A 25,416-nucleotide genomic window follows, 5' to 3' on the forward strand; every position below is an offset into this window, starting at 1 on the left:
TCATGAGTACTTTTCTCATTACTCTTGGCGTCATCGTGCTCGTGATCGGCGCCATGGCGATCGGCGTCATCCTCGGTCGCAAACCGATTGCCGGCAGTTGTGGCGGCTTGGCCACCCTCGGCGACGAGTGCGAATTTGGCTGCAAGAAGCCGTGCAGCAAGCGTGCGGCGCGGCTCAAGGCCAGCACCGACGCGGCTTCTTGAACACCCCCATCACCTTAGCGCCCATGCGGAGGCACCATGCTGCGATCCATGCTCGTGAAGGATTACATGATTGGCGACCAGCTCGCCTTCACGCCTGCGACCAATCTGCTCAAGGCGGTGCACAAGCTGCTTGAACACCGCCTCAGCGGCGCGCCGGTGGTGGACGAGAACGCACGCCTGATCGGCTTCCTGTCGGAGAAGGATTGCCTGAAGGCCGCGCTCGACGCCTCCTATTTCCGTAGCGAGGAAGGTCTGGTGCGCGACTTCATGAGCACGGACGTGGTCGCGGTATCGACCGATGCGACCCTGATCGACGCCATCCAGATCTTCGTCAGCAGCAGCTTCTCGCGCCTGCCGGTGGTCGAGGGCGCGCGCCTCGTCGGCCAGATCTCGCGTCACGATATCCTGAAAGGGCTGGAAAGGCTGCGCTGATTGCTGCGCGCATCGCGCCGCAGCGTCGGATTCAGCTGGCGACAGCCTCTGCCGCCTCCAGCCACAGACAGGCACCCTTGTTCGCCTTGGCGATGTCCGCCAGCACGCGCTCGTGCGCCTGGCGCTCTGTGTCGGTGCTTCTGAGCACCTTGACCGGCACTCGCACCCGCGCAACGCCCTTGGCGTCGTTCTCCTGGGCAGAGAACTCCTCATCGAGCGACATGATCAGGCTTTCCTGACCCCGGGTCATGGCCAGATAGACATCGGCCAGCAGCTCGGCGTCGAGTAGCGCGCCGTGCAGCTCGCGATGGGCGTTGTTGATCTCGTAGCGGTCGCACAAGGCATCGAGCGAGGCCTTCTTGCCCGGGTTCTGCTCCTTGGCCAGCTTCAAGGTATCGATCACGCCCGCACACAGGCCACGCAGATGTTCGCGGCCCAGCAGCTCGAACTCATTGTCGAGAAAGCCGACGTCGAAGCTGGCGTTGTGAATCACCAGCTCGGCGTCGCGCACGAAAGCCTCGAAGTCGGCCGCCACATCGGCGAACTTCGGCTTGTCGGCGAGAAACTCCTCGGTGATGCCGTGCACCGCCACCGCTTCGGCATCAATACCCCGCCCAGGGTTGAGGTAGACGTGAAAATGGCGACCGGTGAGGTTTCGATTGACGAGCTCCACACAGCCAATTTCAATCACCCGATCGCCGTTACGCCAATCCAGCCCGGTAGTCTCGGTGTCGAGCACAATCTGTCGCATGATCTTTCCTGAAATGATTTTGTAGTCAGCCGCCAAGGGCGAGAAGGGTCAGAGCTGAAGGCTCAGGGCTCAACCGCAGCACCAGTCTTGCGCACGGCGTCCACGCCGCGACGCGCGAGCTCATCCGCACGCTCATTTTCAGCATGGCCCGAATGGCCGCGCACCCACAGCCACTTCACCTGATGGCGCTCGCGGGCTTCGTCCAGCGCCCGCCACAGGTCGGCGTTCTTCACCGGCGCTTTCGCCGCAGTCTTCCAGCCCCGTGCCTTCCAGCCGTGGATCCATTCCGAAATGCCTTTCTGCACATACTGGCTGTCGGTGTGCACCCGCACGCTCACCGGGCGCTTGAGCGTGTTGAGTGCGCGGATGACCGCCAGCAGCTCCATGCGGTTGTTGGTGGTGGCGGGCTCGCCGCCCCAGATTTCCTTTTCATGCGCCCCTGAGCGCAGGATCGCCCCCCACCCGCCGGGCCCGGGATTGCCGCTGCAGGCGCCATCGGTGTAGATGTCCACTTCTTCTTGCATCTATTGCGTCTTCCGTGTGTCATCGTTGCGCTGAGCAACGGTGGATAGTCGTTTTGCGCGCGCCTTGCCATCGCGCCACTGCGGCGTGATCAGCCGCACCCCCTGCACCCGCTTCACCCCATGCACGAGATAGGCGCCACCCAGCACCGGCCACCAGCGCGCGCCGATCCGGTCCATGAAGCGCCAGCGCTCCAGCCAGGCGGCAGAGCGGACAGCCGGGACGTGACAGCCTGATTCGCACTCAAGCACCTCGAAGCCGAGCAGGGTCAGCCAGTCCTTGATGCGCATCACCGAACGGTAGTGCCCGCGCCACGGCAGCACCCCGCCGGTGCGTGCAGCCATGCGGCGCAGGCCCCACAGACTGAGTGGATTGAGCCCGCTGAGCACGACGCTGCCTTCGGCCACCAGCACACGCTCGACTTCGCGCAGCACCCGGTGCGGGTCGGCCGAAAATTCCAGCACATGCGGCATCAGCACCAGGTCCATGCTGGCCGTTGCGAAAGGCAGCTCGAATTCGTGCGCCAGCACCGCCGCCGCACCCACGCGCGCGCAGCGAAAACGGAAAGGCATGCGGTTGGCGGCCAGCAGATCCACCCCCGGCAAGCCGATCTGCACCGCCCGGTAGCCAAAGATGTCCGCCACCATGCGCTCCAGCCCGGCCCTTTCCCAGTCCATCAGGTAACGCCCCAGCGGTGTTTTCAACCACTCGGAGAGGTCCGGCATTGACATCGGCGTCCAGGCTTCCACAATTCAGGGATGACCATTATCCCTCTTCCCGCCTTTCGCGATAACTACATCTGGCTCATGCACGACGGCCGCCATGCCCTGGTGGTCGATCCGGGCGACGCCCAGCCCGTCATCGACCACCTTGAGCGTGAGCAGCTGCAGCTCGCAGCCATCCTCATCACCCATCATCATGCCGATCACGTCGGCGGCCTGCGCAGCTTGCTCGCGCACGCGCCCGTACCCGTGTTCGGACCGGCCCACGAGGACATCGACGGCGTTGACCACCGTCTGGTCGAGGGCGACAGGGTGCACATCGCCCCCATGAATCTTGACTTCGACGTGCTCGACATCCCGGCCCACACCGCCGGCCACATTGCCTTTGTCACGCCCGACGGCGCGGCGCGCGTGCTGTTCTGTGGTGACACCTTGTTTTCCGCCGGTTGCGGGCGCCTGTTCGAAGGCAGCCCCAGCCAGCTGGCAAGTTCGCTGGCCAAGCTCGCGGCCCTGCCCGACGACACCCAGGTCTACTGCACTCACGAGTACACCTTGTCCAACCTGGCCTTCGCCCACGCAGCCGAACCCCACAACCCCGCTCGCGACGCCTACGCCGCGCGCTGCAAGGCACTGCGCGCAGCCAATCAACCCACCCTGCCCAGCACCATCGGGCTCGAAAAGGCGATCAACCCCTTTCTGCGCAGCGAACAGCCCGGCATCCACGACGCAATTGCGGCACATCACGGAACCCGGCCCGCCAACGCGCTCGAGTGCCTCACCGCGCTGCGGGCCTGGAAAGACAATTTCTGAAGTCGGCGCCCGCAACCGGGCGGACAGCGGGCAAGCGCTCACGCTGCGCCGGCGCGCACGCCACAAAATTGACGTCACATCCGCGCGATCGATAGACTGGCGCGTTTTATCGTCCGGGACACAAGGCGGCCCCACGAGCATGCGCACACGCCTCGCCCTTTTTCTTTCTACTGCTTGCTGCCTGTACATGCTGGGCGCAAGCACCCTGATCCACGCCGAGGACGCGGCACAGCCGCCCACCAGCGCAGGACAGACCAGCGGGCCTGAAGGACAGACCAGCGGTTCTGAAGGACAGACCAGTGGGTCTGGAGCCGACCTGGGAGCCGACCTGGCCGCGACCGACACACCTGAGCTCAATGCGCCCGCGGTCGCAGTGCCGGAAGCCGTGGTGTCCGAGCTCATCGTGACCGAGGCCGATGCGCTGGCGCCGCCCAAGCGGGTGCTCACGCTCGACCTCACGCGCGACGCCAACGACATCTGGGACCGCATCCGCCGCGGCTTCGGCATGTCCGACCTCGACAGCGAGCGCGTCAGCGAGCAGCAGGCCTTCTACATCAACCGCCCCGCCTTCCTCAAGCAGGTCTTTGCCCGCGGCGGCCGCTATCTCTACTACATCGTCGACGAGCTCGAACGCCGCGGCATGCCTACCGAACTGGCGCTGCTCCCGATGGTGGAAAGCAGCTACAACCCGCTCGCCTATTCGCGCTCGCATGCATCCGGTTTGTGGCAGTTCATCCCCTCGACCGGCAAGTATTACAACCTCACCCAGGACTCCTGGGTGGACGAAAGACGCGATGTCATCGCCTCCACCAACGCCGCCCTCGACTATCTGCAGAAGATCTATGAGATGCACGGCGACTGGCACCTTGCGCTGGCGTCCTACAACTGGGGCGAAGGCGCCGTGCAGCGCGCACTCAAGCGCAACGCCGACGAGGGGCTGCCGGGCGAATACAGCCATCTGCGCATGCCGGAGGAAACCCGCAACTACGTGCCCAAGCTGCAGGCGATCAAGAACATTGTTTCCGAACCGGAGCTGTTCCACTTCGAGCTCCCCTATGTGGCCAACGAAATGCACTTCGTCGCCGTCGATGCCCCGATCGGCGTAGACCTGGCCACCGCGGCGGAACTGTCGGACATGCCGGTGGACGAGTTCCTCGCGCTCAACCCCGGCTTCAATCGCCCGGTGACGACAATGGCCGGGCAGAGCTTCATCGTGCCCACCGACCGCGCGCGCAGGCTGCGCGAAGGCCTGGAAGAGCTCGAGCGCAGTGGCAAGGTGTGGCGCCTGCATACCGTGGAACGCGGCGAGCAGCTCAGCGAGATCGCTGCCGAACATGGGCTCACCGTGTCCGAGCTGAGGCAGATCAACGGCCTCGCGGGCAACACCTCCGGAGCCGGGCAAACCCTGCTCGTACCGGCTGGCAGCGACCCTGAAGGCGCGCTCGAACTCAGCAGCATGCTGCCCTTCGCCGGCGCTGCAACGCGTCAGCAAGGCCTGAAGATCCGACGTACGGCAGGCGCTGCGGGCGGCACCGGGCTCAAGGCGCCGGTGCGAAGCGCGCCTGCAGCCGTCAGGTCTGCACCACAACGCGCAGCGGCCCGCAGCAAAGCAGCCCCGACTCAAGGCAAACCGGGGGCCAAGCCCGGCAAGGGGAGCCCTGCCGCCAAGGCCGCAAAAAAACCCTCACCGACGGCGGCACCCGCCGCCAAAGCCAAACCCAAAGCAGCCGACTCCAGGCAACGTTGAATCACGGGCGCGCTGAGTTCAGGGGCTCAGGGGCTCAGGGACTCAGGGGATCAGGCGTGGCCAGTGACAACGAAAACGATGGCCCTGGCCGAACTCGGTGACCGGCGGATAGCTCACACGGCAGACATCGGTCACATGCGGGCAGCGCGGATGGAAATGGCATCCGCCCGGGGGGTTCAGGGGCGAGGGCAGATCGAGCGCAGCGGGTGCCGGGTCAGCTTTCCCCGGCGACGGTGATGCGCTCGCGCCTGCGTCCTCCATGACGCGCGGCACCGCAGCGAGCAGGGCGCGTGTGTAGGGATGGGCGGGTGCACGCAACACCTTGTCGACCGGCCCTTCCTCGACGATGCGGCCGAGGTACATCACCGCCACTTCATCGGCCAGGTACTCGACCACCGCCAGGTTGTGGGTGATGAAGAGGTAAGCCAGCCCTTGTTCGGCCTGCAGCTCGCGCATCAGGTTGAGCAGCTGCGCCTGCACCGACACGTCGAGTGCACTCGTGGGCTCGTCACACACGATCACCCGTGGTGACACCGCCAGCGCGCGCGCCATGGCGATGCGCTGGCGCTGACCGCCGGAGAACTCGTGCGGGTAACGCCAGCGCATGTCGGCGGACAGACCCACACGCTCGAGCAGCTCGGCGATGCGCAGCTGGCGCGCGCGCGCACTGGCCTCGACGTCGAGGCTGATCATGCCTTCTTCGATGATGTCGCCCACGCGCATGCGCGGATTGAGCGAGGCGAACGGATCCTGGAACACCATCTGCACCGCAGTACGCAGCGCATGCAGTTGTTCGCCGTGGTATGCGCTGATGTTTTCGCCATCCAGGAAGAGCTCGCCGGTGCTCGCCTTGATCAGCTTGAGTATGGCCTTGCCCACCGTCGTCTTGCCACAGCCGGACTCGCCCACCAGTGCCAGCGTGCGCCCCGGAGCCAGCCGCAGGCTGACCCCATCGACCGCGCGCACGTGGCCTACGGTTCGTCGCAGCAAGCCCTTGCGCACCGGGAAGTGCACGCTCAGATCCTGCACTTCCAGCACCGGCGTCGCGCTGCGTCCGCGATGCAGCGCCGCCGCCAGCGCCACACCCAGCGCAGGCGGGTGTGCGTGCGGCGTGTTCACGCCCTCATACAGATGGCAGCGCACGGCCTGTTCACCCAGCTGATGCCAGGCCGGCGCCTCGTCATCGCAGCGATCGAAGGCCAGCGCGCAGCGCTCGGCGAAACGGCAGCCGGTAAAATCGCGGTCGAGCGCCGGCACCGCGCCATGAGGCGCATCGAGCGGCGCGCCACGCCGTCCACTGCCGGGCAGCGCCGCAAACAGCTTGCGCGCATAGGGATGCAGCGGCGTACGGAAGAAGGCCGCGCGCGGCCCGGTCTCCACCACCTCACCCGCGTACATGATGCCCACCCGGTGCGCCATGCGTGCCGCCACGCCGAGATCGTGGGTGATCAACAACATGCCCATGCCACGCTCGCGCTGGATCTGCGCCAGCAAGTCCAGCACCTGCGCCTGGATGGTGACGTCGAGCGCCGTCGTCGGCTCATCGGCGATGAGCAGCTGCGGCCGCCCGGCGAGCGCAATGGCAATCATCACGCGCTGCTTCATGCCACCCGAGAACTGAAACGGATAGTCGCGCAGGCGCTGCACCGGATCAGGAATGCCGACCGCCTCCAGCAAACGGCAGGCTTCGGCCTGGGCTTGCGCAGCGCGCAGGCCGTGTCGTGCCAGAGCCTCGACAATCTGCGCGCCCACCGTCATCACCGGATTCAGGCTGGTCGCCGGTTCCTGGAAGATCATGCCGATGCGCCCACCACGCACCTTACGCATGGCCGACTCCGGCAGGCGCAGCAGATCCTCACCGTCCAGCCTGACCTCGCCGCGCTCGATGCGTCCGCTGTCGGGCAGCAGGCGCGTGAGCGCGAGCGCAGTCATCGACTTGCCGCAACCGGATTCACCCAGCAGCGCATAGGTTTCACCCGCGGCAATGCTGAGATCGACACCATCGACCGGGCGCAGCTCGGTGTCGCCCCGATCGAGGACAACTCCAAGGTCGGTCACGCACAGCAGGGGCGGAGACGAGGGCACGGGTGAAGGCAAAGGCGATGAGCCGCCGGAGGGGGGCACGGCGGGATCGGTGGAGTTCATGGGTGCACAGCGGCGAGGGCAGTGAGACAGAGCAAGGGACAGAAGAACGCAGGGTCGGACGCTGCGGATGGTAGACGAGGGACGAAAAAAAGGCCGCTTGCGCGGCCCCCGCAAACAATCAGTGGTGATGTCCGCCTGCACCATGGACATGGCCATGGTTGATTTCCTCGGTGGTCGCGGGTCGCACTTCGGCAACCGTCACGTCGAACACCAGCGCGACCCCGGCAAGCGGGTGATTACCATCGACCACGACCTTGCCATCGGCAATGTCGGTGACACGGTAGACCACTTCTTCTTCACCATCCTCAGACACGCGCTCGAAGCTCATGCCGACTTCGATGTTCTCCGGAAACAGCTTGGCATCCTCGACCAGGATCAATTCCTCGTCGTAGTCACCGAAGGCCTCTTCGGGCAGCAGCTTGATCTGCAGCACGTCGCCCACCTTCTTGGCGTGCAGGGTCTCTTCCAGTACCGGGAAGATGCCGTCGTATCCGCCATGCAGATACACCAACGGGTGCTCGCCATCATCGATGACGGCGCCGTCCGTGTCGCGCACAGTGTAGTTGAGCGTCACGACGCTATTTTTTGCGATTTGATTCTGCATTGTCAGATTCCAGTTTCTTGACCAATTCAAAAACCGCCGCGGCATGGCCGCGGGGAACTACATCGTAGAAAGTGTGGCGGATGGTGCCCTGCTTGTCGATGATGAAAGTCGACCGCCGCACCCCCATTCGGTTCACGCCATCGACCTCTTTCTGCCGCCACACCCCGTACAGCTTGCAAACGTCCTTGTCGGGATCCGATAACAGACGGATGGACAGACCTTCCTCGTCACGGAAGTCGGCATGGGTCATGCAATCGTCCGGACTCACGCCGACCACGATGCAACCATGGCGAGCAAACTCACCCTCACGATCGCTGAAGTCGGCCGCCTGCAGGGTGCAGCCCGGAGTACGGTCACGAGGGTAGAAATAAAGCACCAGATGATGCTTGCCGGCCACCGATGCCAGATCGAATGTTTCCATATCTGCATCCGGCAACGAGAACAGAGGTGCGATATCGCCGCTTTGCAGCATGAGGTCTTCCTGACGTGTGGCGGATTCTAGCCGAGAGCCCTTGCGAACTCTACCGGACCTTGGTCTTGCCCTGACTTGGGGCTGGACGAACATGATCTCTCTCCCGGGTTGGACAAGCTGACGGACGCCTCATGCGGACGCCTCGCTGCAGCAATAGCGCAGAAGTGGGGCGGGCTCAAGACGCACTGCATCATTTCAGGCCAGCCGCGCCCGCACACGCGCAAGGCTTTTCCCGCAACAGGGCTTGCCGAGGACGAATAACTGTTTAAAATTACAGGCAACATCAGGAGGCTGTCATGAGTGCCCGTAGCGAAACCCTCACCGCCCGTCAGCAGGAAATTCTCGACTTCATCCGCAGCACCGTCGAAGGCGAAGGTCGTCCGCCCACCCGTGCCGAAGTGTGCACCGCCTTCGGCTTTCGCTCACCCAATGCCGCCGAAACCCATCTGCGTGCGCTCGCCGCCAAGGGCGCGATCCTGCTCGAAGAAGGCCGTGCGCGCGGCATCCGCCTGGTCGCAGCACTGGGCCTGCCGCTGATCGGCCACGTCGCCGCCGGCAGCCCCATCCTCGCCGCCGAACACGTCGAGGCCCACTACCAGCTCGACCCTGCCCTGTTTTCACCACGCGCCGACTACCTGTTGCGCGTGCGCGGCATGAGCATGCGCGACGCCGGCATCCTGGACGGTGACCTGATCGCCGTGCATCGCAGCCCGGAAGCGCGTAACGGCCAGATCGTGGTCGCCCGTCTGGAAGACGACGTCACCGTCAAGACCTTGCAACGCAAGGGCGCGCTGGTCGAACTGCTGCCAGCCAACCCCGACTTCAAGCCCATCGTGGTCGACACCCGGCGCGACGCGCTGAGCATCGAAGGCGTCATGGTCGGCCTGATCCGCAAGGATCACTGAACACCCTTTTCACGGAGCTCACAGTGGCCCAGGGACTCGAGTGCCTGCCGGCAGGCCTCGTGTGGCAGGCCACGCAGCTGGCACAGGCGCCAGGCAACACGCTGCCGACCGGCTTTGCCGCGCTCGACGCAGCGCTGCCCGGCGGCGGCTGGCCCGCGGGCGCCCTCATCGAGCTGCTCACCGAACACCCCGGGGTGGGCGAAATCTCCTTGCTGCTGCCGCTGCTGCGCGAGCTTGCCGATGAGCGCTGGATGGCCTTGATTGCCCCACCGCTATTGCCTTATGCGCCCGCGCTCGAGGCCGCCGGCGTGGCGCTGCAGCGCCTGCTGCTGATCCGCCCGTCCACCCCCACCGAGGCCTTGTGGGCCACGCGCCAGGCGAGCGCCAGCGGCAGCTGCGCTCTGGTGATGGCCTGGCTTGCGCGCCTTGACACCGCGGCGCTGCGACGTCTGCAGCTGGCTGCCGAACAAGGCGCCACACCTTTGTTCCTGCTGCGCGCGCGCAGCGCAGTGCGTCACGCCTCGCCTGCGCTCTTGCGTCTGGCGCTGTCACCGACGCTCGATGGCCTGCAGATCGACATCCTGAAACGCCGCGGCCCGCCGGCCGCAGGGCCGATTCAGCTGTGCTGGGACGAGCTGAACGGTATTGCGCCAACGCAGGCGGATCCGGCGACCAAGGCACAGAATCCGCACGGCGCACGCCACCTCAGCCTCGTGGACTGATGCCCCATGCTGTGGCTCGCGATCTTCGTCCCCGCCCTGCCCTTGCAGGTGTTCACCCGCGCGCAGCTCGATGCCGAACTGCCGATGGCCGTGCTCGACGCGCGCGCGAGCGCACGCATCCTGCTCGCCAATGACGCCGCCTGCGCCCAGGGGGTGAACGCCGACCAGGCGGTGGCGGCAGCGCAGGCCATCGCTCCGGCCTTGCGTCTGCAGCCGCGCCAGCCCGAACGCGAGACGGCGCTGCTGGCTGAAATCGCCTGTTGGGCAGGCTGCTTCACACCCCGCATCAGCCTCGCGCCGCCCAACGCGGTGCTGCTCGAGATCAGCGCCAGCCTGCGCCTTTTCGGCGGCATGGCCGCTGTCGAGCAGCAAGTGCATGAAGGCCTGGAGCTGCTCGGCCTCGTCACCCATGTCGCCTGCGCCCCCACTCCCCTCGCCGCCCACTGGTTTGCTGTCTGCGGCCAGGGCCCTGTTGCCGGCAGCGACTGGCGGCAAGCCCTGGAGCGGCTGCCGCTGGCGGTACTCGACAACAACCCTGCCTGCCCCGCCGCCGCCCTGGAGCTGCTCGCCGGGCTGGGCATACGCAGTCTTGGCGAGGTACGCGCCTTGCCCGCCGCCGGCCTGGCACTGCGCCAGGCCGGGGCCATAAGCCTGCTCATCGCCCGTGCCCGTGGCGAACAGCCCGATCCGCGCCCCTGGTTCGAACCACCTGCCCGCTTTGCCAATGAACTCGTCCTGCCTGCCCCCAGTCATCACAGCGAGGCCTTGCTGTTCGCCGCGCGCCGCCTGTTCGCGAGCCTGAGCGCCTGGCTGCGCGCCCGACATACCGCCATCGATCACTGCCGCCTGGTGCTGGTGCACGAACGCCATGCGACGAGCGCGCTCGACATCGTGCTCGGCCACCCCAGCGACGACGACAAACACATTGCCCTGATCGCACGCGAACTGCTGGCGACACAGGTCCTGGCAGACGAAGTGTGCGCCCTGCGCCTGGAAGCCGAACATGTGCTCGAGCACCCACTTGTTGCCGGCGAGCTGTTCGAGACGCCCGCACAACTCAGGGACGAGGCCTGGCGCTTGCTCGAGCGCCTGCGGGCGCGCCTGGGCAAGGACGCCATCTGCCGCCTGGACGCGGTCGCCGATCACCGCCCTGAAGCCGCCTGGCAGGTCTGCGCCGCAAACAGCGCGGCCACCTCACCAGCGCCGCGTCGCCCTGCCACGCTGGCGCTGCCCGGGCGCAGGCGCCCGTTCTGGCTGCTACCCGAGCCCAGGGCCATAGGCGCCCGTCAGTTCACCCTGCTTGGCGACGCCGAGCGCATTGAGAGCGGCTGGTGGGACGGTGGCGACATTCGTCGCGACTACTACCTCGCGCATGAGCGCGACCACCGCCTGTGCTGGATCTTCCACCAACTCGACCCCCCGGGGGGCTGGTATGTGCAAGGGTATTTCGGCTGATTCCAGCCGCGCGGACAGGCAGCCCCGACGGAGGCCACGAACTAACGTAGTAGACTCTTCCTCGCGCTCACTCTTACCCGGCTTGCCGGGCATCACCGAACAATGTCCTCAACCTTTCCCGATCCGGCCCACCCCGCCACCCCTGCCCCTTTGGCGGGTGACATCGCCCGTCGCCGCGCCCGTCTGGGCCTGCTCGCCTTCCTCATTGCAGTACCGATCTCCTGGGCGCTGTTCAGCCAGCTCGAGCCGATCTGGACCCGGATCATGCCCCTGGAAGGTTTCACCTTCATGGCCACCGCCACCTTGCTCGGCGCCGTGCTCGCGGTGGTGCCGCTGGTGGCGATCATTGGCTTCGTGCTGGCGATCTGGTTTGGTGTGGATAGCGTATACATGGCCAAGCGCCGCGCCAGCCGCCTGCTCGACCAGTTCATTGTTGCAGTCGCCCTGGTGGTGTGGTTCTCACCGGCCTTGTTCGGTGTCGTCACCGCCGGACGCGCCATATATGAAGGTCGCATTCACTTCGTGCGTCCGCCGCGTGATTACTTTCTTGCCACCGACCCGATCGCGTTCTGGGAGGGCGTGGGCTTCTGGCTGATCATGTCCGGGCTGTTCAGCTTCCTCGCCTGGCGCTATTGGCGACCGCGCCTGCTGCTGACCCCCGCAGCGCAAGATTGAGCCCAGACCCCAACTCCAGCCTGGCCGACGCAACAAACAACCTGTCCGCCGGCGTCATCGCCCGCCAACTGCTGCACCACGCCTGGCCTGTACTGGTAGCCCAGATGTTGTCGATCAGCATGATGATCGCCGACACCCTGATCGCGAGCCGCTACGGCACCACCGATCTCGCGGCGGTGGCGATCGGCAGCAGCTTCTACGTCTCGGTGGTGATGTTGCTGGTCGGCATCCTGCAGGCGGTGGCTCCGACGATCGCGCAGCACTTCGGCGCGAACCGTGTACACGCGATTGGCCCCGCGCTGCAGCAAGGCATCTGGCTCGCGCTCCTGCTATCGGTGCCAGGGACTCTCATCCTCGCCTACCCCGAGGCGCTGCTCACCCTGGCACGCGTCCCCGCAGAGATCGCCGAAGGCGCGGCTGCCTATCTGCGTGCCACCGCCCTGGGCCTGCCCGCAGCACTGCTGTACCGCACCTTCTACGCCTTCAACAACGCCGTCGGCCGGCCGCGCGTGCTGATCATCATCAGCCTGCTGCTTGCCAGCACCCACATCCCCCTGGCCTCAGCGCTGACCCACGGCCACCTGGATTTCATTGGCCTGCCAGCGCTCGGTGGTGCCGGTTGCGGCATATCCACCGCCATCGTGAGCTGGCTGGGCGCCATCGGTGGCCTGCTCCATCTGCGCCGCAGCGCCGCCTACAAACCTTACGCGATCTTCTCGCACTGGCGCCGGCCTCACCTGCGCGAGATCGGCAAGCTGTTGCGACTGGGCGTGCCCATGGGTTTCTCGAGCTTCATCGAGATCACCTCCTTCACCCTCATCGCCTTCTTCATCGCCCGCCTCGGCACCGAAGCCGTCGCCGGTCACCGCGTCGTTGCCAACATCGCCTCCCTCGTCTACATGTTGCCGCTGGCAATGTCGATCGCAACCATGGTGCTGGTCGGACAGGCGGCGGGCGCCCACAACTGGGCGCGCGCACGCGCGACGGTCAGGATCAGTCTGTATCTGAGCGCCGCTTCGGCCTCGCTGATCGGCATCGGCTTGTGGCTGGTGCGCGAACCGGTGCTCGCGCTCTCATCCGAAGATCCGGCGGTGCGCGCAATTGCGCTCGGGCTCATCGTGTATGTCTGCCTCTATCAACTCACCGGCTCCATTCAGACCGTGGCCTCGTATGCCTTGCGCGGCTTCAAGGTGACTCTGCTGCCGATGGCGCTGCACACGCTCAGCTTCTGGGGCATCGGCCTGGGCGGGGGCTACTGGGCCACCTATCACGCCTTCGGCCGCGAGGCCGCGCCCTCGATCAGCGGCTTCTGGGAAGCCAGCGTCGCCGCCACGGTGCTCGCAGCGCTGCTGTTCGGTCTGCTGTTGCGGCGGGTGTTGAGGCGCAAGGCGGAAGCCTATGGGGGCGTCCGATCGAAAGGCTGAAACGCTGCGGACTCAGCTCGAACCCTGACCCGACCCTCGCACCTCAACCAGCGCACGAGCAGGGCGCACAGAAAGGACCAGCCGCAGGGAGCGCACAGGAATCGCTATTTCGTGCTGCCCAGCCAGCCCCGGCGCAGCTTCAGCACCGCGGCTCCGGCGCGGGCTGCGAGCTTGAGGCTGACCTTGCTGGCCTCGGGTGCGGCGAGGGTGAGCCTGAACTGCCGCAGTTCGTCGCGACGGAAGGCGTGAATCTCGACCTCATCACCGACCTGGCGGCGGGCGAGCATCGCATCCATCGATTTGGCGCTGAGTTTCAGGCCGTCAAGCGCCAGCAAGACATCGCCGGCCGACAGCCCGGCGGCCTGCGCCGGGCCACCATCGTAGACCGTCGCCAACCTGACTTCATCGCCATTACCGGTGGCGAGCTTGACCCCCAGTTCCGGCGTTTTGCCCGCGGGCTCGACATGGTAATCAACGCCAAAACCCTTCAGCAATCGTGCCAGCGGCAAGTCCTCAGTGCCCTCTACCGTCTTCTCCAGCCAGCGTGCCAGCCTGGGCCCGAGCGTGCCGCCGCCGACCTCGCGCACCGCTGCGAAGATGCCGTCCTCCGCCACCCCTATCCCGCTCTGTCCATGAGCCTGCCACAGCAGACGCATGACATCGTCCAGGCTCTTGCGGCCTTCGCTGCCGGCGCGCAACTGCAGGTCGAGCGCGAGGGCGATGAGCGCGCCCTTGGCGTAATAGCTGACGATGGCGTTGGGCGCGTTCTCGTCCTGGCGGTAAAATTTCGTCCACGCATCGAAGGACGACTCCGCCACGCTCTGCTTGCCGCGCCCGCTGCCGCGCAAGACATTGGAGACGGTCTTGGCGAGCAGTTCGAGGTATTCCTCGGGCTTGATGACGCCGCTTCGCACCAGCGCGAGATCGTCGTAATACGAGGTGAAGCCCTCGAAGGCCCACAGCAGGCGGGTGTAGTTCTCCTCGCTCAGGTCATAGGGCGTGAAGGCGGCGGGCTTGATGCGCTTGACGTTCCAGGTGTGGAAATACTCGTGGCTGCACAGGCCAAGGAAGGTCTTGTAGCCCTCCGGCAAGGTCTCCGCACCCCCCGCCATCCCCTTCCACGGCAGATCGGCCCGGCTGCACAGCAGCGCGGTCGAGGCCCGATGCTCGAGGCCACCATAACCCTCGCCCACCACCATGGTGAGAAAGACGTAATAGTCCATCGGCGGCGGCGCCCCAAAGAGCGCGACCTGCCATTCGCAGACACGGCGCAGGTCCTCGCCGAGGCGCTCGAGATCGCAGTCATGGCGACCGCTGAGCACGATGTCGTGGGTGACCCCCGCGGCCTCGAAATGGCCGAGCGTGAAGTTGCCCATCTCCACCGGGTGATCGATGAGCTCGTCGTAATCGGCGGCGCGATACACGCCAAAGCCGTAGGGGCGCGCGGCACCACGCACGCCCCGTGCCAGCGCCAGGGCGGTGGCCACTTTCCAGTCGCGATAGGCGGTGCCGGACGGTCGCTCGATGTCGACCAGACAGGGCCGGTCTGTGCGCCCGTCGACGGCGAGAAACACGCTCGTGCCATTGAAAAAGCCGTGACTGTCATCGAGGTGGGCAGCGCGCACCGAAAGATCCCAGGCATAGACCTCGTAATGCAGGCTGAGCGTGCCTTTTACTGCCGTCGGCGCGGCACGCCAGCTGTGCTTGTCGAGCTTGTCGATGGGCCAGGGCTCGCCATCGAGCTCCGCGCGCAAGGTGACGATGTGGCGCGCGAACTCGCGAATCATGTAGCTGCCCGGAATCCACGCCGGCAGGCGGAAGATCTGCCCTTGCGGGTCGGGGTCGCGCACCGTGCAGCTGACTTCGAACAGGTGGGCGCCGGGCTGGGCGGGGCAGATACGGTATTCGACGGCAGGCAAGGCGGGCATCGGGTCATGGGTCCGGTTGACGCCCCACGTACAGCGTGGGGTCGGGAAGCTCATGTTTACCACCCCGGGCGATGGAGGTCGACTCGCAGCCGCGAGTCACAACCTCACACTGACGCGACGTGGCCCGAACGCCCGCCTATGCAGGCAAGGAACGCCGACGCAGCAGCAGACCGCTTTCGAGATGAGCGGTGTAGGGAAACTGATCGAACACGGCGGCGGCTGCGATCTCATGCGTGTCGTGCAGGGCGGCGACGTTGTCGCGCAGCGTTGCCGGATTGCACGACACGTACAGAATGCGCTCGAAACCGCGCGCCAGCTCCACGGTTGCGGCATCCAGTCCGCTGCGCGGCGGGTCCACGAACAGGGTCGAAAAGCGGTAGCTGGCCAGTTCCACCTCCTTCATGCGCAGGTATTCACGCCCGCCCGCCAGCGCATCGCTGATCTCATCACTCGACATGCGCACCAGGGTGACGTTTTCCACGCCATTGGCGTCGAGGTTGTAGCGCGCCGCAGCGACCGAGGATTTGCTGACTTCGGTGGCGAGCACCTTGTCAAAGGCCGGCGCCAGCGCGATGGTGAAGTTGCCATTGCCGCAGTAGAGCTCGAGCAGATCACCGCCTGCATCGCTCACCTGGCGACAGGCCCAGCCCAGCATGTGGCGGTTCACGCCAAAATTGGGCTGAGTGAAGCTGCCCTCGATCTGTTGGTAATGCAGCGTTCGTCCATCGAGCTCGATACGCTCGAGCAGCCAGTCCCGACCGAGCACGATCTTCTGCTTGCGGCTGCGGCCGATCACCTGCGCGCCAAAGCGCTCCGCCAGCAGCTGGGCCTGGGCGGTCCATTCCTCGTCAAGGGCGCGGTGATAGATGAGGCAGAGCATCAGCTCGCCGCTATCGGTGGCCAGAAACTCGATCTGGAACAGCTTGTTTCTGAGCGGCTCACAGTCCTGCAGGTAGTCACGCAAGCGCGGCATCAGATCGCAGATCGGCTTTACCGCGACCGGAAAATCATCGATCAGCACCACCTTCTTCTCATCGCCCTCACGCTCGAACATGGCATAGTCAATGCGCCCGTCGTGATGCCAGATGCGAAATTCCACGCGCATGCGGTAATGCAGAGGCGCCGAGCGGAAGACCTCGGGCTCGGGCAGCGCGAGGCTGACAAAACCGCCCTTGAAGGCAGCCAGTTTGGTGGCCAGTTGCGATTCGTACTGGGCGGGATCGATGCGATTGAGGGCCATGGCGGAGCTTGCGTGATCGGGGCTGAACAAGGGCGCGGAGTATAACCCGGCCCCGATTTGCCCCCCCACGCCGATGCGCTGCACTCCGGCGACGGCAAGGCATTGACGGCGAGCAAGAGTCGTCGTCGGTGTAGCGGTTTACGCGTCCTGAACCTCGTCCAGGCCGGCTGCCGCGCGTATCGCCAGTGCCGCCATCAGGGTGAAGATCGCCAGCACGGCGCCGATGCCGAGCCACTGCGCGATCACACCGAAGATGCCGCCGGCGAGCAGGATCAGCCCCACCACCGAATTGCTGAGCGCGGTGTAGGTCGCCCGGCTGTCACGGTCTGCCATGTCCACGACGTGCACCGAACGCCCCAGGCGCACGCCCTGGTGGGCGATCATCAGCACGAACAAGAGCGCCGGCAGCAGCAGCGAGCCACCCAGCAGCTGCGGCATCGCCAGGGCAAGAAAGGCGGCGATCGCGTTGGCCAGCGCGGTGAGCGTGGCAGCGAGCATCAGTACGCGACGACTCGAGCGGTCGGCGAGCCGCCCCCAGACGTAGGCGCTGACCAGACTCGCCGACGCTGACGCGATCATGAACGGGCCCAGCGTACCCAGGCCGCTGACCGTGCTGTCGCCACTGAGTGCGATGTAGAACGGCGGCGCCAGCGCCGACGACAACAGCAAGGCGCGCGTCACGATCAGCCGGCGCAGCGGCGCATTGCTGCGCAGCAGACCAAGTTGCGCGATCACCGCAGCCAGACCGTCGATGCCGCCTTCGGTGGCGCCGGGCTCTTCGCGGATCGATCCGAACACGAACGCCGCCAGCAACCAGCACAGGCCGCCGAGCGCGACCATGCCTGAGACGACCGGCACCGTGAGCGCAATCCAGCCCATTGAATAGGCGAGCGCGAGCAGCAGCGTCACCAGCGCGGCGACGGTGCCCGCCGTGCCGCTGACCGAACCGCGCCGGCCCCGGTCCACGGTCTTGCCGAGCACGTCCTTGTGGCTGATGGAGCTCAGGCTGCGCCCGAGCGCGAAGACCGCGATCAGCAAGACTGCGACGATGCCGGCGACGGTGCCGGAGAACATCTGCGCCAACCAGCCCATGAAGCCGAAGCCGATGATCGCCGCGCCCTGGACGAGGCAGCCGAACACGTACACGGTCTTGCGAATGGCGAGCTGGCGGATGCGCGCCGAGATCGCCAGCTGCGGCAGCATCGCCAGCGATTCGCGCACCGGCACCAGCAAGCCCAGTGCCCAGGTCGGCGTGCCGATGGCGTCGAGCAACCAGGCGAGCACGAGCTTGGGATCGGCCAGGCCTTCGCCGACCTTCGTCAGACCCAGCGACACGATATGCACACCGTAGTTACGCGGCTGCGCGCGGCACGCGGATTCGGGCAGATCGCGGCAGACCTGCGCCATCGGGTCGTCGTCGACGAGCAGCGCATGCAGACGGGTGTAAGCGCTCATGGCAGGCGGTGGATCAGGGCAGGGCCGGGGTTTGTCGGCATGGCTCGGGCGGGGGCGACGATGAGTTCGCCGCCCTTCGTTGCTGCAGGATGGTCGTGTGTCGGTGAAGGCACAGGTCGGTCTCTCCAGGAGGTCGTCAAAGCAGCCATTCGATCGGCAGCATGGACAGCATGCCCACGAAGGCGCGCAGCGCGAAGCCGGCACGAGGCTCCCGATCGTACACAACCTCCTCGCCGTCTCGCTGTTCCACCCATTGCAGGCTTGCCGCCGCGCTCAACCGAACCTGGTAGGCGCGCGCGGGAATGATGCTGGCAAAGGCGTCGGCGATCGCCTGCGCGATGGCCGGGCAGTCGATCACGAAGCCGAGCTCGGTGTTGAGCCTTTGCGACCGGGGATCGAAGTTGAACGAGCCGACAAAGACGCGTGAGCGATCGATGGAAAATGTCTTCGCGTGCAGGCTGGCGTTCGAGCTGCCCAGCGCCCCATGGGCCTTGGTGGGCGCAAACGAGAACTCGGGCTCCATCTCGAAGATCTCAACGCCCGCCTCGAGCATCGGTTTGCGTCGTCTGGCATAGCCGGAATGCACGGCGGCAACATCGGTGGCCGCCAACGAGTTCGTCAGTATCCTGACCTTGATCCCTTGTCGGGCCAGAGCGCTGAAGTACTCAACCCCCTCCTTCCCGGGTACAAAGTAGGGCGAGACCAGCTCCAGCTCGAGCCGCGGCGTCTGCAGCACCTGTTTGAGCCGCGTCCACATCAACTCCTCGTCCCTGGCGAGGCCCAGCCCCTTGGCCGGATTGTCGCTGACCATCTGCACGGTGGACCATTTGAAAGCCAATTCACCGGCAAGCACCTGCTGGACGTACTTTGAATTGGCGATTGCCCGCATGTAGGCGACGGCCGCAGGATCCTTCTCCACCCGCGCAGCGGCGGCGCTGACCTCGGCAATGGCGGTCTGGCTCACACGGGCCAACACACGCTCGGCTGGATAGGACGATTCACTGCTCCAGTAGCGCTCGAAATCTACCGACACGTCCTCGACCACCGGGCCAATCGCCAGCACATCAAGGTCGACGAAGGAGACGCCCTGCCCGGCATCGAAGTATTCGTCACCCACGTTGCGACCGCCGATGATGCATGCCTGCCTGTCCGCAATGAAGGACTTGTTGTGCATGCGCCGATTGAGCCGCCGAAAATCGGTGAGAAAGCTCAGGACACGCCAGCGTCGGTGCATGAACGGATTGAAAAGCCGCACTTCGATCTTGGGATGGGAATTCAGCGCAGCCAGCACGGTGTCCAGACCGGCGGTATTGTTGTCGTCGAGCAGCAGGCGCACGCGCACGCCACGGTCGGCGGCGCGGCGCAGCGCTTCGAACAGCAAGGTGCCTGTCTTGTCGCCATTCCAGATGTAATACTGGACATCGAGCGAGCACTCGCTGGCATCGGCCAGCAGCACGCGTGCGGCAAAGGCGTCGCGTCCGTCGGCCAGGGCGAACACGCCCGACTTGCCGGGGTGTGCCTGCACCATCGGCAGCGCCGCCTTGCCCAGCGGAGAATCTGACGTGTCTTGGAGGATCATCGAGGAGCTTCGACTGTCGAATGCGGGCCGAAGGTGTGGCCAGCGAGGAGATTACCACCGTGCGCCACACGCTGGCGCTGCAGCGGCCAGCGCAAGTGAACGCCCTTGGCTGCCCACCGGAGAGAGCCCATGACATCCCACACCTTCAGCCGACGCAAGCTGGTCCAGGCCCTGACGGCCTTCGTCCTGATGCCGCTGTCCTTGTGCGCCCACGCGATGAAGGTCGACGAGCTGATCCGCCACATCGACGACCTGTGGCGCGGCGAGACCTCGCAAGCCACCATGAGCATGGCGGTCAAGACACAGCGCTATGAGCGCAGCATGACCCTGGAGTCCTGGTCCAGCGGCAAGAAGGCTTCGCTGGTCGTGATCCGCGAGCCGGTGAAGGACCGGGGCGTGGCCACGCTCAAGGTGGACGACAACATCTGGAACTACCTGCCCAAGATCAACCGCGTCACCAAGGTGCCCTCCAGCATGATGTCGGGCTCGTGGATGGGCAGCCATTTCACCAACGACGATCTGGTCAAGGACAGCACCTTCGCAGACGACTACAGCTCAACCATCACTTTCGATGGTGTACGCGACGGCCAGAAAATTTATGAGATCACCTCAGTGGCCAAACCCGATGCCGCGGTCGTCTGGGGCAAGGTGGTGAACGTGGTCGATCAGAAAACCCTGGCCCCCACGGTGGCGCGCTACTACGACGAAGAGGACAAGCTGATCCGCACCCTGCGCTTCGACGAGGTCAAACAGATTGGTGAGCGCTTCGTGCCCATGCGCATGCGTCTGCAACCCGAAGACAAGCCGGACGAATCCACCGTCATCACTTACGAAGACATCCGCTTTGGTGTCCCGATCGAAGACAGCTTCTTTTCGCTGCAAAGCCTGCAGCGCAAGCGCTGATCATGAGCACATCAACATCAGGGGACTCGACCCGAACGACGGGCGGCAGCCGCCTGCCCACCCTGATTTTCATGGCCTGGCGCAACATCTGGCGCAACCCGGCGCGTAGCGGCCTCACCGTGGCGGCGCTGGCGGGTAGCCTGGTGCTGCTGCTGCTCTACCTCGGGCTGGTAGCAGGCATGACGCGCCAGATGGTCGATCACGCCACCGACCTGGCGCTGGGCCACATGCAGCTGCACCGCCAGGCCTTCGTGGACGACCAGGACCTGTACGCCACCCTGCCCTGGAACACCTTGAAGGAGCTGGAAACGGCCTTTCCCGACCTGTCGATGGCGCCGCGCCTCTACGCTTCCGCCCTGGCCAGCGCGGGCGACGCCTCCAACGGTGTGCTGATCAAGGCGGTCGACCCCCAGCGTGAGCCGCGGGTGACACGCCTGCTTGAAGAAGTGCGCGAAGGCACGTCCGATCTCGGTCCCGCGCCACCGACCGACGCCGGCCTGCCGCGTCACCATGTGCTGATCGGCGCGCAGTTGGCCAGGAACATGAACATCACCCCCGGTGCCGAACTCATTCTGGTGACGCAGGCGGCCGATGCCAGTATCGGCAACGCCCTGTACCAGGTGGCGGGGGTGCTCAAACCCATCGATCCGGCGTTCGACCGCCAGGGCGTGTTGATGTCCATCGCCGCCTTTCAGTCGCTGATGGTGATGGACCAGGGCTTTCACGAGCTCTCGTTCAAGCTCAAGGATGTGTCGCAGCTCGACGCGGTGCAAGCCGCGGTGGCGGCCAAAGTCCAGGCGCTCACCGCCGCGCAGCCGCTGGACAAGCTCGGTGGCCCGCCCTTGCTGCGCAACTGGCGCCAGATTGCCCCTGCCCTGGCCGACATGATCAGCATGTACGACGGCGTGGTCTGGGTCATCGGTCTGATCGTGGTCGCGCTGGCCGCGCTCGGCATGGTCAACACCATGATCATGGCCATCCACGAGCGCACGCGCGAGTTCGGCGTGCTGCGCGCCATCGGCATGGACAAGCGCTGGCTGCTGGTGATGGTGCTGATCGAGCCGCTGTTGCTCGCCCTCATCTCGGCGGTGCTGGGCGTGGTGGCGGCGCTGGTGCTGATCAAGGGCCTGCTCAAGGACGGCATCGACCTCAGCGCCAGCATGCCGGACGGCTTTGACATGGTGGGCATCGTGATCGACCCGCTCATGCCCATGCAGCTGGAGCCGATGCACGTGATCTACGCCGCCCTGCTGGTGATCGCCATCACCATGATCGCCGCGCTGTTGCCGTCCTGGCGCGTGATGCGCGTCAAGCCAGCGGAGTCCATGCGATGAGCACCCGCACCCTGCACACCACCGCGCCGGGCAAAGCCCGTCTGCCCCTTGCCACCATGCTGATGCTGGCCTGGCGCAACCTCTGGCGGCACCGTCGCCGCACCGTAGTCACCCTGGTCAGCATCGCCTTCGGCTTTGGCCTGGCGGTGGTGATGATCGGCTTCACCGACGGCGGCCACAACAACATGATCCGCAACGCCATCAAGCTGGGCGAAGGCCACATCACGGTGCAGCCGCGCGGCTACCTCGAAAACCCCGCCAACCACCGTTACCTGGCCGATGGCAAGGCGCTGGCGAGTCAGATCCAGGCGCTGGGCGTGCCCGGCAGCGTGGAGCCGCGCATTTCGCTGCAGGTGCTCGCGAGCACACCCGCCAACTCGGTGGGCGCCGGCCTGGAAGGTCTGGCCAGTGTGGATGACGCGCGCGCGAAGATGCTGCAGCCCCGGCTGATCGATGGCAGCTGGTTCGAGCCCGGCGACGAGCGCGGCATCGTCATTGGCGACGGCATGGCGCGCAAGCTCAAGGCCAGGGTCGGAGCCAAGGTGGTGTTGATGGCGGGCACGCAAGGCGGTGACTCTCAGGCCCAGCTGGGCCGGGTGCGTGGCATCTTCGATTCCAGGGTCGACGAGATGGACGACTTTCTGGTGCTGGCCGACATTGGTCTGGCACGCCTGTTCCTGCAAGGCGAAGGCGCTGACGCCAGTCTGGCCCCGGTGACCCGCTTCGCCATCTTCCTGGACGACCCTGACGCCCTCGCCGTCTGGGCACAGAAGCTCAAGACCGGCCTGGACAGCGACACCGTGGTGGCGCTGGACTGGCGCGAGATGATGCCGCAGCTGGTGCAGTTCCTCTTCATCGACGCCGCTGGCAGCTACATCTTCTTGCTGCTGATCCTGGTCCTGGTCGTGTTCGGTATCGTCAACACCGTGCTCATGAGCGTGCTGGAACGCACGCGCGAATTCGGCCTGCTGCGCGCGCTGGGCCTGGGTCGGCGCCACCTGTTGTTGCTGGTGTTTCTTGAGTCGCTGCTGCTGGGCTTGCTGGCGGTGGCGGTGGGCTGGCTGCTGGGCGGCGGCGCCCACCTCTGGTTCGCGTATCAAGGCGTGAACATCGGTGCGCTGATGGGTGACAACACCCAGATGATGGGCACCTTCATGGACCCGATCGTCTACAGCGAGCTCTCCTGGGAGCGCGTGCAGCAGCTCACCCTGCTCATCTTCATCGCCACCCTCGCCAGCGGCATCTACCCCGCCATCAAGGCCGCCCGCGTCACCCCTGTGCAAGCGCTGCGCACCTGAAGCACTGAACCGGAGAACACCGCATGCAATTGCTGCAAGTGCAAGGCATAGGAAAACGCTACCGCCAGGGCGAGCTCGAAGTGCGCGCCCTGGCCGATGTCGAGCTCACCGTGACGGAAGGTGAGTTCGCCGCCCTGGTCGGGCCTTCGGGGTCAGGCAAGACCACGCTGCTCAACATCATCGGCGGGCTAGACGCCCCCAGCGAAGGCAAGGTGCTGGTCAACGGCAAGGAGATCACCGCCATGCCCGAAGCCGTGCTGTCCAGCTTTCGCCTGTTTGAGCTGGGCTTCATCTTCCAGGCCTACAACCTGGTGGCGGTGCTCACCGCGCTGGAGAATGTGGAGCTGGTGATGGTGCTGCAAGGCCGCCCTGAAAGGGAGCGCCGCGAGCGCGCGCGCCACTACCTTGAACTGGTCGGCCTGGGCAAGGTCATGGACCGCCGACCCTCGGCCTTGAGTGGTGGCCAGCAACAGCGCGTGGCCGTGGCCCGCGCACTGGCCGCCGGCCCGCGCCTGGTGCTGGCCGACGAACCCACGGCCAACCTCGATTCCGAGAACGCCACCGCACTGCTCGACATCATGTACAAGCTGTCGAAGGAGGAAAAAACCACCTTCCTCTTCTCCACCCACGACGCGCGCGTGATGGAGCGCGCCCAGCGCATCATCACGCTGCGCGACGGTCGGATCGAATCGGATGAACGCAGGGAGCAGAGCAGCCATGCCCGAGCGCTGGCCTGAGGCGCAGCTGCGCCGGCGCAACTTGGCTCCTGGTCTGGTTATGGGCCTTGCCTGCCTGGTGGTTTCTGCCCATGCGGCTGATCTGACGGGACGCGTCTCAGTGCTCGGCACTGCCGCCTCGCCAGGCGCGGGCGATGTCGGTGACGGCGTGCCCGGCATATCCGTCCCCAGCGCCGACCAGCAAGGCCTGCGCTTGATGCTTGAAGACCACGGTGGCGGCGCTGAATGGTCGGTGCATGCCGTGGCCACACGCCAGAATTTCCGTGGCGTGCCCGCTTCCACCGCGCACTCCAGCGATCTCTTTCGGTTCCGCCGTCTGGCTGCTGAGAGCACGTCAGGTGACGGCGTGCGTCGCCAGACCCGACTCGACTGGGCGCTGGACCGCATCGCCTACAAGAAGCGTCTCGGCGCCACATCCCTGTCGGTGGGCCGCCAACCCATCGACTGGGGTGCGGGTCGCTTCTGGCAGCCGCTGAACGTGTTCGGCGCCTTCGCCCCCACCGCTCTGGACACCGACTACAAGCCGGGCATCGACGCTGCGGTGTTCAATTGGTATCCGTCCGATTTTTCTTCGCTCACCGCCGTCTACGCGCTGGCGCCGCACGACGACAGGACGATCAAGAACAGCGGCGCGCTGCACTACCAGCGCCAGGTCGGCCAGACATCGCAGTTCGCCCTGCTCGCTGGCGAAGTGATCGGCCAGCGCCAGTTGGGTGCGTCCTTCGAGAGCGACTGGCGCGGCATCGGCTGGCGCATCGAGGCCTTGCACACCCAGGCGAAACAGACAGGCGGGAACACCCTGTTCTGGATCGCGGGTGTGGACTACCAGTTCGACAAGGGCACGCTGGTCTCGGCCGAGTGGTACCACAACGGACGCGGCGCCAGCAACGAGGCGGATCTTCCAGTCCTGCTCACCGACCGTCTGGTGACATCAGGCCTGCAGCCGCAGCTCAGCCAGCGCGTGCTGGGCCTGTCGGTGCAGCAGGACATCACGCCCTTGATCAGCGCCAGCTACACCCTGCTGGCAACGCCGCTCAAGGACGCCGCGGGCAGCTACCACGGCTCGCTGCTGCACCAGTTGAGCCTGGTGTATTCGCTGAGCAACGAGTCCGACCTGCTGCTATCGATGTCGCTCGGCACCGGCAGGGGGCTGGATGCCCAGGCTCGGCCACGCTCCGAATTTGGTGCCACCCCCACGAATGCCACCCTGCGCTGGCGCCATTACTTCTGAAGCAGGCAATCGGCAGCACCAACCGGGCTGCATACAAGGGGTCAGCTCACGAAATGGAAAAAAACGTACGCTAAGGATTCCCGCAGAGGGATGGGACGGCTGCGACGGAACCTCCCTGTTCC

24 protein-coding genes are annotated in these 25,416 nt (G+C 65.7%); 14 read left to right on the top strand and 10 right to left on the bottom strand.

Annotated elements, in window-relative coordinates; genetic code table 11:
• Positions 1 to 2 precede the first annotated feature (2 nt).
• Together nqrM and M622_RS38365 are read left to right on the top strand one after the other, a co-directional pair.
• Entirely contained in the window at positions 3 to 203 is a 201-nt protein-coding gene (gene nqrM, locus M622_RS38360; RefSeq protein WP_021251044.1) for a (Na+)-NQR maturation NqrM, read from the top strand.
• 36 nt (positions 204 to 239) lie between these two features.
• Positions 240 to 635 (top strand): CBS domain-containing protein, encoded by a 396-nt coding sequence (locus tag M622_RS38365; RefSeq protein WP_021251045.1) that lies wholly within the window; start codon positions 240 to 242, stop codon positions 633 to 635.
• Between the two features lie 31 nt (positions 636 to 666).
• On the opposite strand, the gene dnaQ is transcribed toward M622_RS38365, so the two are convergent.
• The 3 genes from dnaQ to M622_RS38380 all read right to left on the bottom strand — a co-directional run bounded on the left by dnaQ (position 667) and on the right by M622_RS38380 (position 2,639).
• Positions 667 to 1,386, bottom strand: a complete 720-nt coding sequence (gene dnaQ / locus M622_RS38370; protein ID WP_021251046.1) for a DNA polymerase III subunit epsilon — start codon at positions 1,384 to 1,386, stop codon at positions 667 to 669.
• A gap of 62 nt (positions 1,387 to 1,448) precedes the next feature.
• Positions 1,449 to 1,910, bottom strand: a complete 462-nt coding sequence (gene rnhA / locus M622_RS38375) for a ribonuclease HI (protein ID WP_021251047.1) — start codon at positions 1,908 to 1,910, stop codon at positions 1,449 to 1,451.
• On the bottom strand, positions 1,911 to 2,639 hold the full coding sequence (locus M622_RS38380; RefSeq protein WP_031347598.1) for a class I SAM-dependent methyltransferase: 729 nt from the start codon (positions 2,637 to 2,639) through the stop codon (positions 1,911 to 1,913).
• A gap of 27 nt (positions 2,640 to 2,666) precedes the next feature.
• On the opposite strand from M622_RS38380, the gene gloB reads away from it, so the two are divergent.
• Positions 2,667 to 3,440: a hydroxyacylglutathione hydrolase gene (gene gloB / locus M622_RS38385; RefSeq protein ID WP_021251049.1), complete on the top strand. Its 774-nt coding sequence runs from the start codon at positions 2,667 to 2,669 to the stop codon at positions 3,438 to 3,440.
• 139 nt (positions 3,441 to 3,579) lie between these two features.
• Positions 3,580 to 5,187 carry a transglycosylase SLT domain-containing protein gene (locus M622_RS0120775; RefSeq protein ID WP_245543113.1) on the top strand — a complete coding sequence of 536 codons (1,608 nt, stop codon included), beginning with the start codon at positions 3,580 to 3,582 and terminating at the stop codon, positions 5,185 to 5,187.
• 42 nt (positions 5,188 to 5,229) lie between these two features.
• Here the strand turns inward: M622_RS0120775 and M622_RS38390 are convergent, their stop codons facing one another.
• The 3 genes from M622_RS38390 to M622_RS38400 form a co-directional block, all read right to left on the bottom strand.
• Positions 5,230 to 7,332, bottom strand: a complete 2,103-nt coding sequence (locus M622_RS38390; protein ID WP_084520819.1) for an ABC transporter ATP-binding protein — start codon at positions 7,330 to 7,332, stop codon at positions 5,230 to 5,232.
• A gap of 118 nt (positions 7,333 to 7,450) precedes the next feature.
• A complete protein-coding gene (locus M622_RS38395) occupies positions 7,451 to 7,936 on the bottom strand; it encodes an FKBP-type peptidyl-prolyl cis-trans isomerase (protein WP_031347601.1) in 486 nt (161 codons plus the stop codon).
• Positions 7,911 to 8,408: a peroxiredoxin gene (locus M622_RS38400; RefSeq protein WP_021251053.1), complete on the bottom strand. Its 498-nt coding sequence runs from the start codon at positions 8,406 to 8,408 to the stop codon at positions 7,911 to 7,913. Before M622_RS38400 ends, M622_RS38395 begins: the two co-directional genes overlap by 26 nt.
• A 296-nt stretch (positions 8,409 to 8,704) precedes the next feature.
• Between M622_RS38400 and lexA the strand changes: the two genes are divergently transcribed.
• From lexA to M622_RS38420, 5 genes are all read left to right on the top strand, one after another.
• Positions 8,705 to 9,313, top strand: a complete 609-nt coding sequence (lexA, locus tag M622_RS0120780; protein WP_031347602.1) for a transcriptional repressor LexA — start codon at positions 8,705 to 8,707, stop codon at positions 9,311 to 9,313.
• A gap of 23 nt (positions 9,314 to 9,336) precedes the next feature.
• Positions 9,337 to 10,035: a translesion DNA synthesis-associated protein ImuA gene (imuA, locus tag M622_RS38405; protein ID WP_021251054.1), complete on the top strand. Its 699-nt coding sequence runs from the start codon at positions 9,337 to 9,339 to the stop codon at positions 10,033 to 10,035.
• Positions 10,036 to 10,041: 6 nt separating this feature from the next.
• Positions 10,042 to 11,490, top strand: coding sequence for a Y-family DNA polymerase (locus tag M622_RS38410; RefSeq protein WP_021251055.1), 1,449 nt, complete (start codon positions 10,042 to 10,044; stop codon positions 11,488 to 11,490).
• Positions 11,491 to 11,592: 102 nt separating this feature from the next.
• Positions 11,593 to 12,165, top strand: coding sequence for a hypothetical protein (locus tag M622_RS38415; RefSeq protein WP_021251056.1), 573 nt, complete (start codon positions 11,593 to 11,595; stop codon positions 12,163 to 12,165).
• Complete coding sequence (locus M622_RS38420) at positions 12,162 to 13,589, top strand: MATE family efflux transporter (protein ID WP_021251057.1); 1,428 nt, start codon at positions 12,162 to 12,164, stop codon at positions 13,587 to 13,589. Before M622_RS38415 ends, M622_RS38420 begins: the two co-directional genes overlap by 4 nt.
• 104 nt (positions 13,590 to 13,693) lie before the next feature.
• Here M622_RS38420 and M622_RS38425 read toward each other — a convergent pair whose 3' ends face one another.
• The 4 genes from M622_RS38425 to M622_RS38440 all read right to left on the bottom strand — a co-directional run bounded on the left by M622_RS38425 (position 13,694) and on the right by M622_RS38440 (position 19,791).
• Positions 13,694 to 15,517 (bottom strand): M61 family metallopeptidase, encoded by a 1,824-nt coding sequence (locus M622_RS38425; RefSeq protein WP_021251058.1) that lies wholly within the window; start codon positions 15,515 to 15,517, stop codon positions 13,694 to 13,696.
• A gap of 136 nt (positions 15,518 to 15,653) precedes the next feature.
• Complete coding sequence (gene trmA / locus M622_RS38430; RefSeq protein ID WP_021251059.1) at positions 15,654 to 16,757, bottom strand: tRNA (uridine(54)-C5)-methyltransferase TrmA; 1,104 nt, start codon at positions 16,755 to 16,757, stop codon at positions 15,654 to 15,656.
• A gap of 138 nt (positions 16,758 to 16,895) precedes the next feature.
• Positions 16,896 to 18,212: a hypothetical protein gene (locus tag M622_RS38435; protein ID WP_021251060.1), complete on the bottom strand. Its 1,317-nt coding sequence runs from the start codon at positions 18,210 to 18,212 to the stop codon at positions 16,896 to 16,898.
• Between the two features lie 136 nt (positions 18,213 to 18,348).
• Positions 18,349 to 19,791 carry a phospholipase D family protein gene (locus M622_RS38440; RefSeq protein WP_021251061.1) on the bottom strand — a complete coding sequence of 481 codons (1,443 nt, stop codon included), beginning with the start codon at positions 19,789 to 19,791 and terminating at the stop codon, positions 18,349 to 18,351.
• 129 nt (positions 19,792 to 19,920) lie between these two features.
• Between M622_RS38440 and M622_RS38445 the strand changes: the two genes are divergently transcribed.
• From M622_RS38445 to M622_RS38465, 5 genes are read left to right on the top strand one after another with little or no spacing between them, the layout of a single operon-like run.
• Complete coding sequence (locus tag M622_RS38445) at positions 19,921 to 20,694, top strand: outer membrane lipoprotein-sorting protein (RefSeq protein ID WP_021251062.1); 774 nt, start codon at positions 19,921 to 19,923, stop codon at positions 20,692 to 20,694.
• 2 nt (positions 20,695 to 20,696) lie between these two features.
• On the top strand, positions 20,697 to 22,028 hold the full coding sequence (locus tag M622_RS38450; protein ID WP_084520820.1) for an ABC transporter permease: 1,332 nt from the start codon (positions 20,697 to 20,699) through the stop codon (positions 22,026 to 22,028).
• Complete coding sequence (locus tag M622_RS38455) at positions 22,025 to 23,326, top strand: ABC transporter permease (RefSeq protein ID WP_021251064.1); 1,302 nt, start codon at positions 22,025 to 22,027, stop codon at positions 23,324 to 23,326. Before M622_RS38450 ends, M622_RS38455 begins: the two co-directional genes overlap by 4 nt.
• Before the next feature lie 23 nt (positions 23,327 to 23,349).
• Positions 23,350 to 24,063 carry an ABC transporter ATP-binding protein gene (locus M622_RS38460; protein ID WP_021251065.1) on the top strand — a complete coding sequence of 238 codons (714 nt, stop codon included), beginning with the start codon at positions 23,350 to 23,352 and terminating at the stop codon, positions 24,061 to 24,063.
• On the top strand, positions 24,044 to 25,294 hold the full coding sequence (locus M622_RS38465; RefSeq protein WP_021251066.1) for a hypothetical protein: 1,251 nt from the start codon (positions 24,044 to 24,046) through the stop codon (positions 25,292 to 25,294). Before M622_RS38460 ends, M622_RS38465 begins: the two co-directional genes overlap by 20 nt.
• Positions 25,295 to 25,416: the final 122 nt, after the last annotated feature.

Origin of the sequence: Thauera terpenica 58Eu (assembly GCF_000443165.1) — a bacterium.
Taxonomy (GTDB): domain Bacteria; phylum Pseudomonadota; class Gammaproteobacteria; order Burkholderiales; family Rhodocyclaceae; genus Thauera; species Thauera terpenica.

Bases quoted from the DNA above. Each gene is read 5' to 3' on its own strand.
- nqrM (WP_021251044.1), top strand. From the start codon at position 3: ATGAGTACTTTTCTCATTACTCTTGGCGTCATCGTGCTCGTGATCGGC.
- M622_RS38365 (WP_021251045.1), top strand. From the start codon at position 240: ATGCTGCGATCCATGCTCGTGAAGGATTACATGATTGGCGACCAGCTC.
- dnaQ (WP_021251046.1), bottom strand. From the start codon at position 1,386: ATGCGACAGATTGTGCTCGACACCGAGACTACCGGGCTGGATTGGCGT.
- rnhA (WP_021251047.1), bottom strand. From the start codon at position 1,910: ATGCAAGAAGAAGTGGACATCTACACCGATGGCGCCTGCAGCGGCAAT.
- M622_RS38380 (WP_031347598.1), bottom strand. From the start codon at position 2,639: ATGTCAATGCCGGACCTCTCCGAGTGGTTGAAAACACCGCTGGGGCGT.
- gloB (WP_021251049.1), top strand. From the start codon at position 2,667: ATGACCATTATCCCTCTTCCCGCCTTTCGCGATAACTACATCTGGCTC.
- M622_RS0120775 (WP_245543113.1), top strand. From the start codon at position 3,580: ATGCGCACACGCCTCGCCCTTTTTCTTTCTACTGCTTGCTGCCTGTAC.
- M622_RS38390 (WP_084520819.1), bottom strand. From the start codon at position 7,332: ATGAACTCCACCGATCCCGCCGTGCCCCCCTCCGGCGGCTCATCGCCT.
- M622_RS38395 (WP_031347601.1), bottom strand. From the start codon at position 7,936: ATGCAGAATCAAATCGCAAAAAATAGCGTCGTGACGCTCAACTACACT.
- M622_RS38400 (WP_021251053.1), bottom strand. From the start codon at position 8,408: ATGCTGCAAAGCGGCGATATCGCACCTCTGTTCTCGTTGCCGGATGCA.
- lexA (WP_031347602.1), top strand. From the start codon at position 8,705: ATGAGTGCCCGTAGCGAAACCCTCACCGCCCGTCAGCAGGAAATTCTC.
- M622_RS38410 (WP_021251055.1), top strand. From the start codon at position 10,042: ATGCTGTGGCTCGCGATCTTCGTCCCCGCCCTGCCCTTGCAGGTGTTC.
- M622_RS38415 (WP_021251056.1), top strand. From the start codon at position 11,593: ATGTCCTCAACCTTTCCCGATCCGGCCCACCCCGCCACCCCTGCCCCT.
- M622_RS38425 (WP_021251058.1), bottom strand. From the start codon at position 15,517: ATGCCCGCCTTGCCTGCCGTCGAATACCGTATCTGCCCCGCCCAGCCC.
- trmA (WP_021251059.1), bottom strand. From the start codon at position 16,757: ATGGCCCTCAATCGCATCGATCCCGCCCAGTACGAATCGCAACTGGCC.
- M622_RS38435 (WP_021251060.1), bottom strand. From the start codon at position 18,212: ATGAGCGCTTACACCCGTCTGCATGCGCTGCTCGTCGACGACGACCCG.
- M622_RS38440 (WP_021251061.1), bottom strand. From the start codon at position 19,791: ATGATCCTCCAAGACACGTCAGATTCTCCGCTGGGCAAGGCGGCGCTG.
- M622_RS38445 (WP_021251062.1), top strand. From the start codon at position 19,921: ATGACATCCCACACCTTCAGCCGACGCAAGCTGGTCCAGGCCCTGACG.
- M622_RS38450 (WP_084520820.1), top strand. From the start codon at position 20,697: ATGAGCACATCAACATCAGGGGACTCGACCCGAACGACGGGCGGCAGC.
- M622_RS38455 (WP_021251064.1), top strand. From the start codon at position 22,025: ATGAGCACCCGCACCCTGCACACCACCGCGCCGGGCAAAGCCCGTCTG.
- M622_RS38460 (WP_021251065.1), top strand. From the start codon at position 23,350: ATGCAATTGCTGCAAGTGCAAGGCATAGGAAAACGCTACCGCCAGGGC.
- M622_RS38465 (WP_021251066.1), top strand. From the start codon at position 24,044: ATGCCCGAGCGCTGGCCTGAGGCGCAGCTGCGCCGGCGCAACTTGGCT.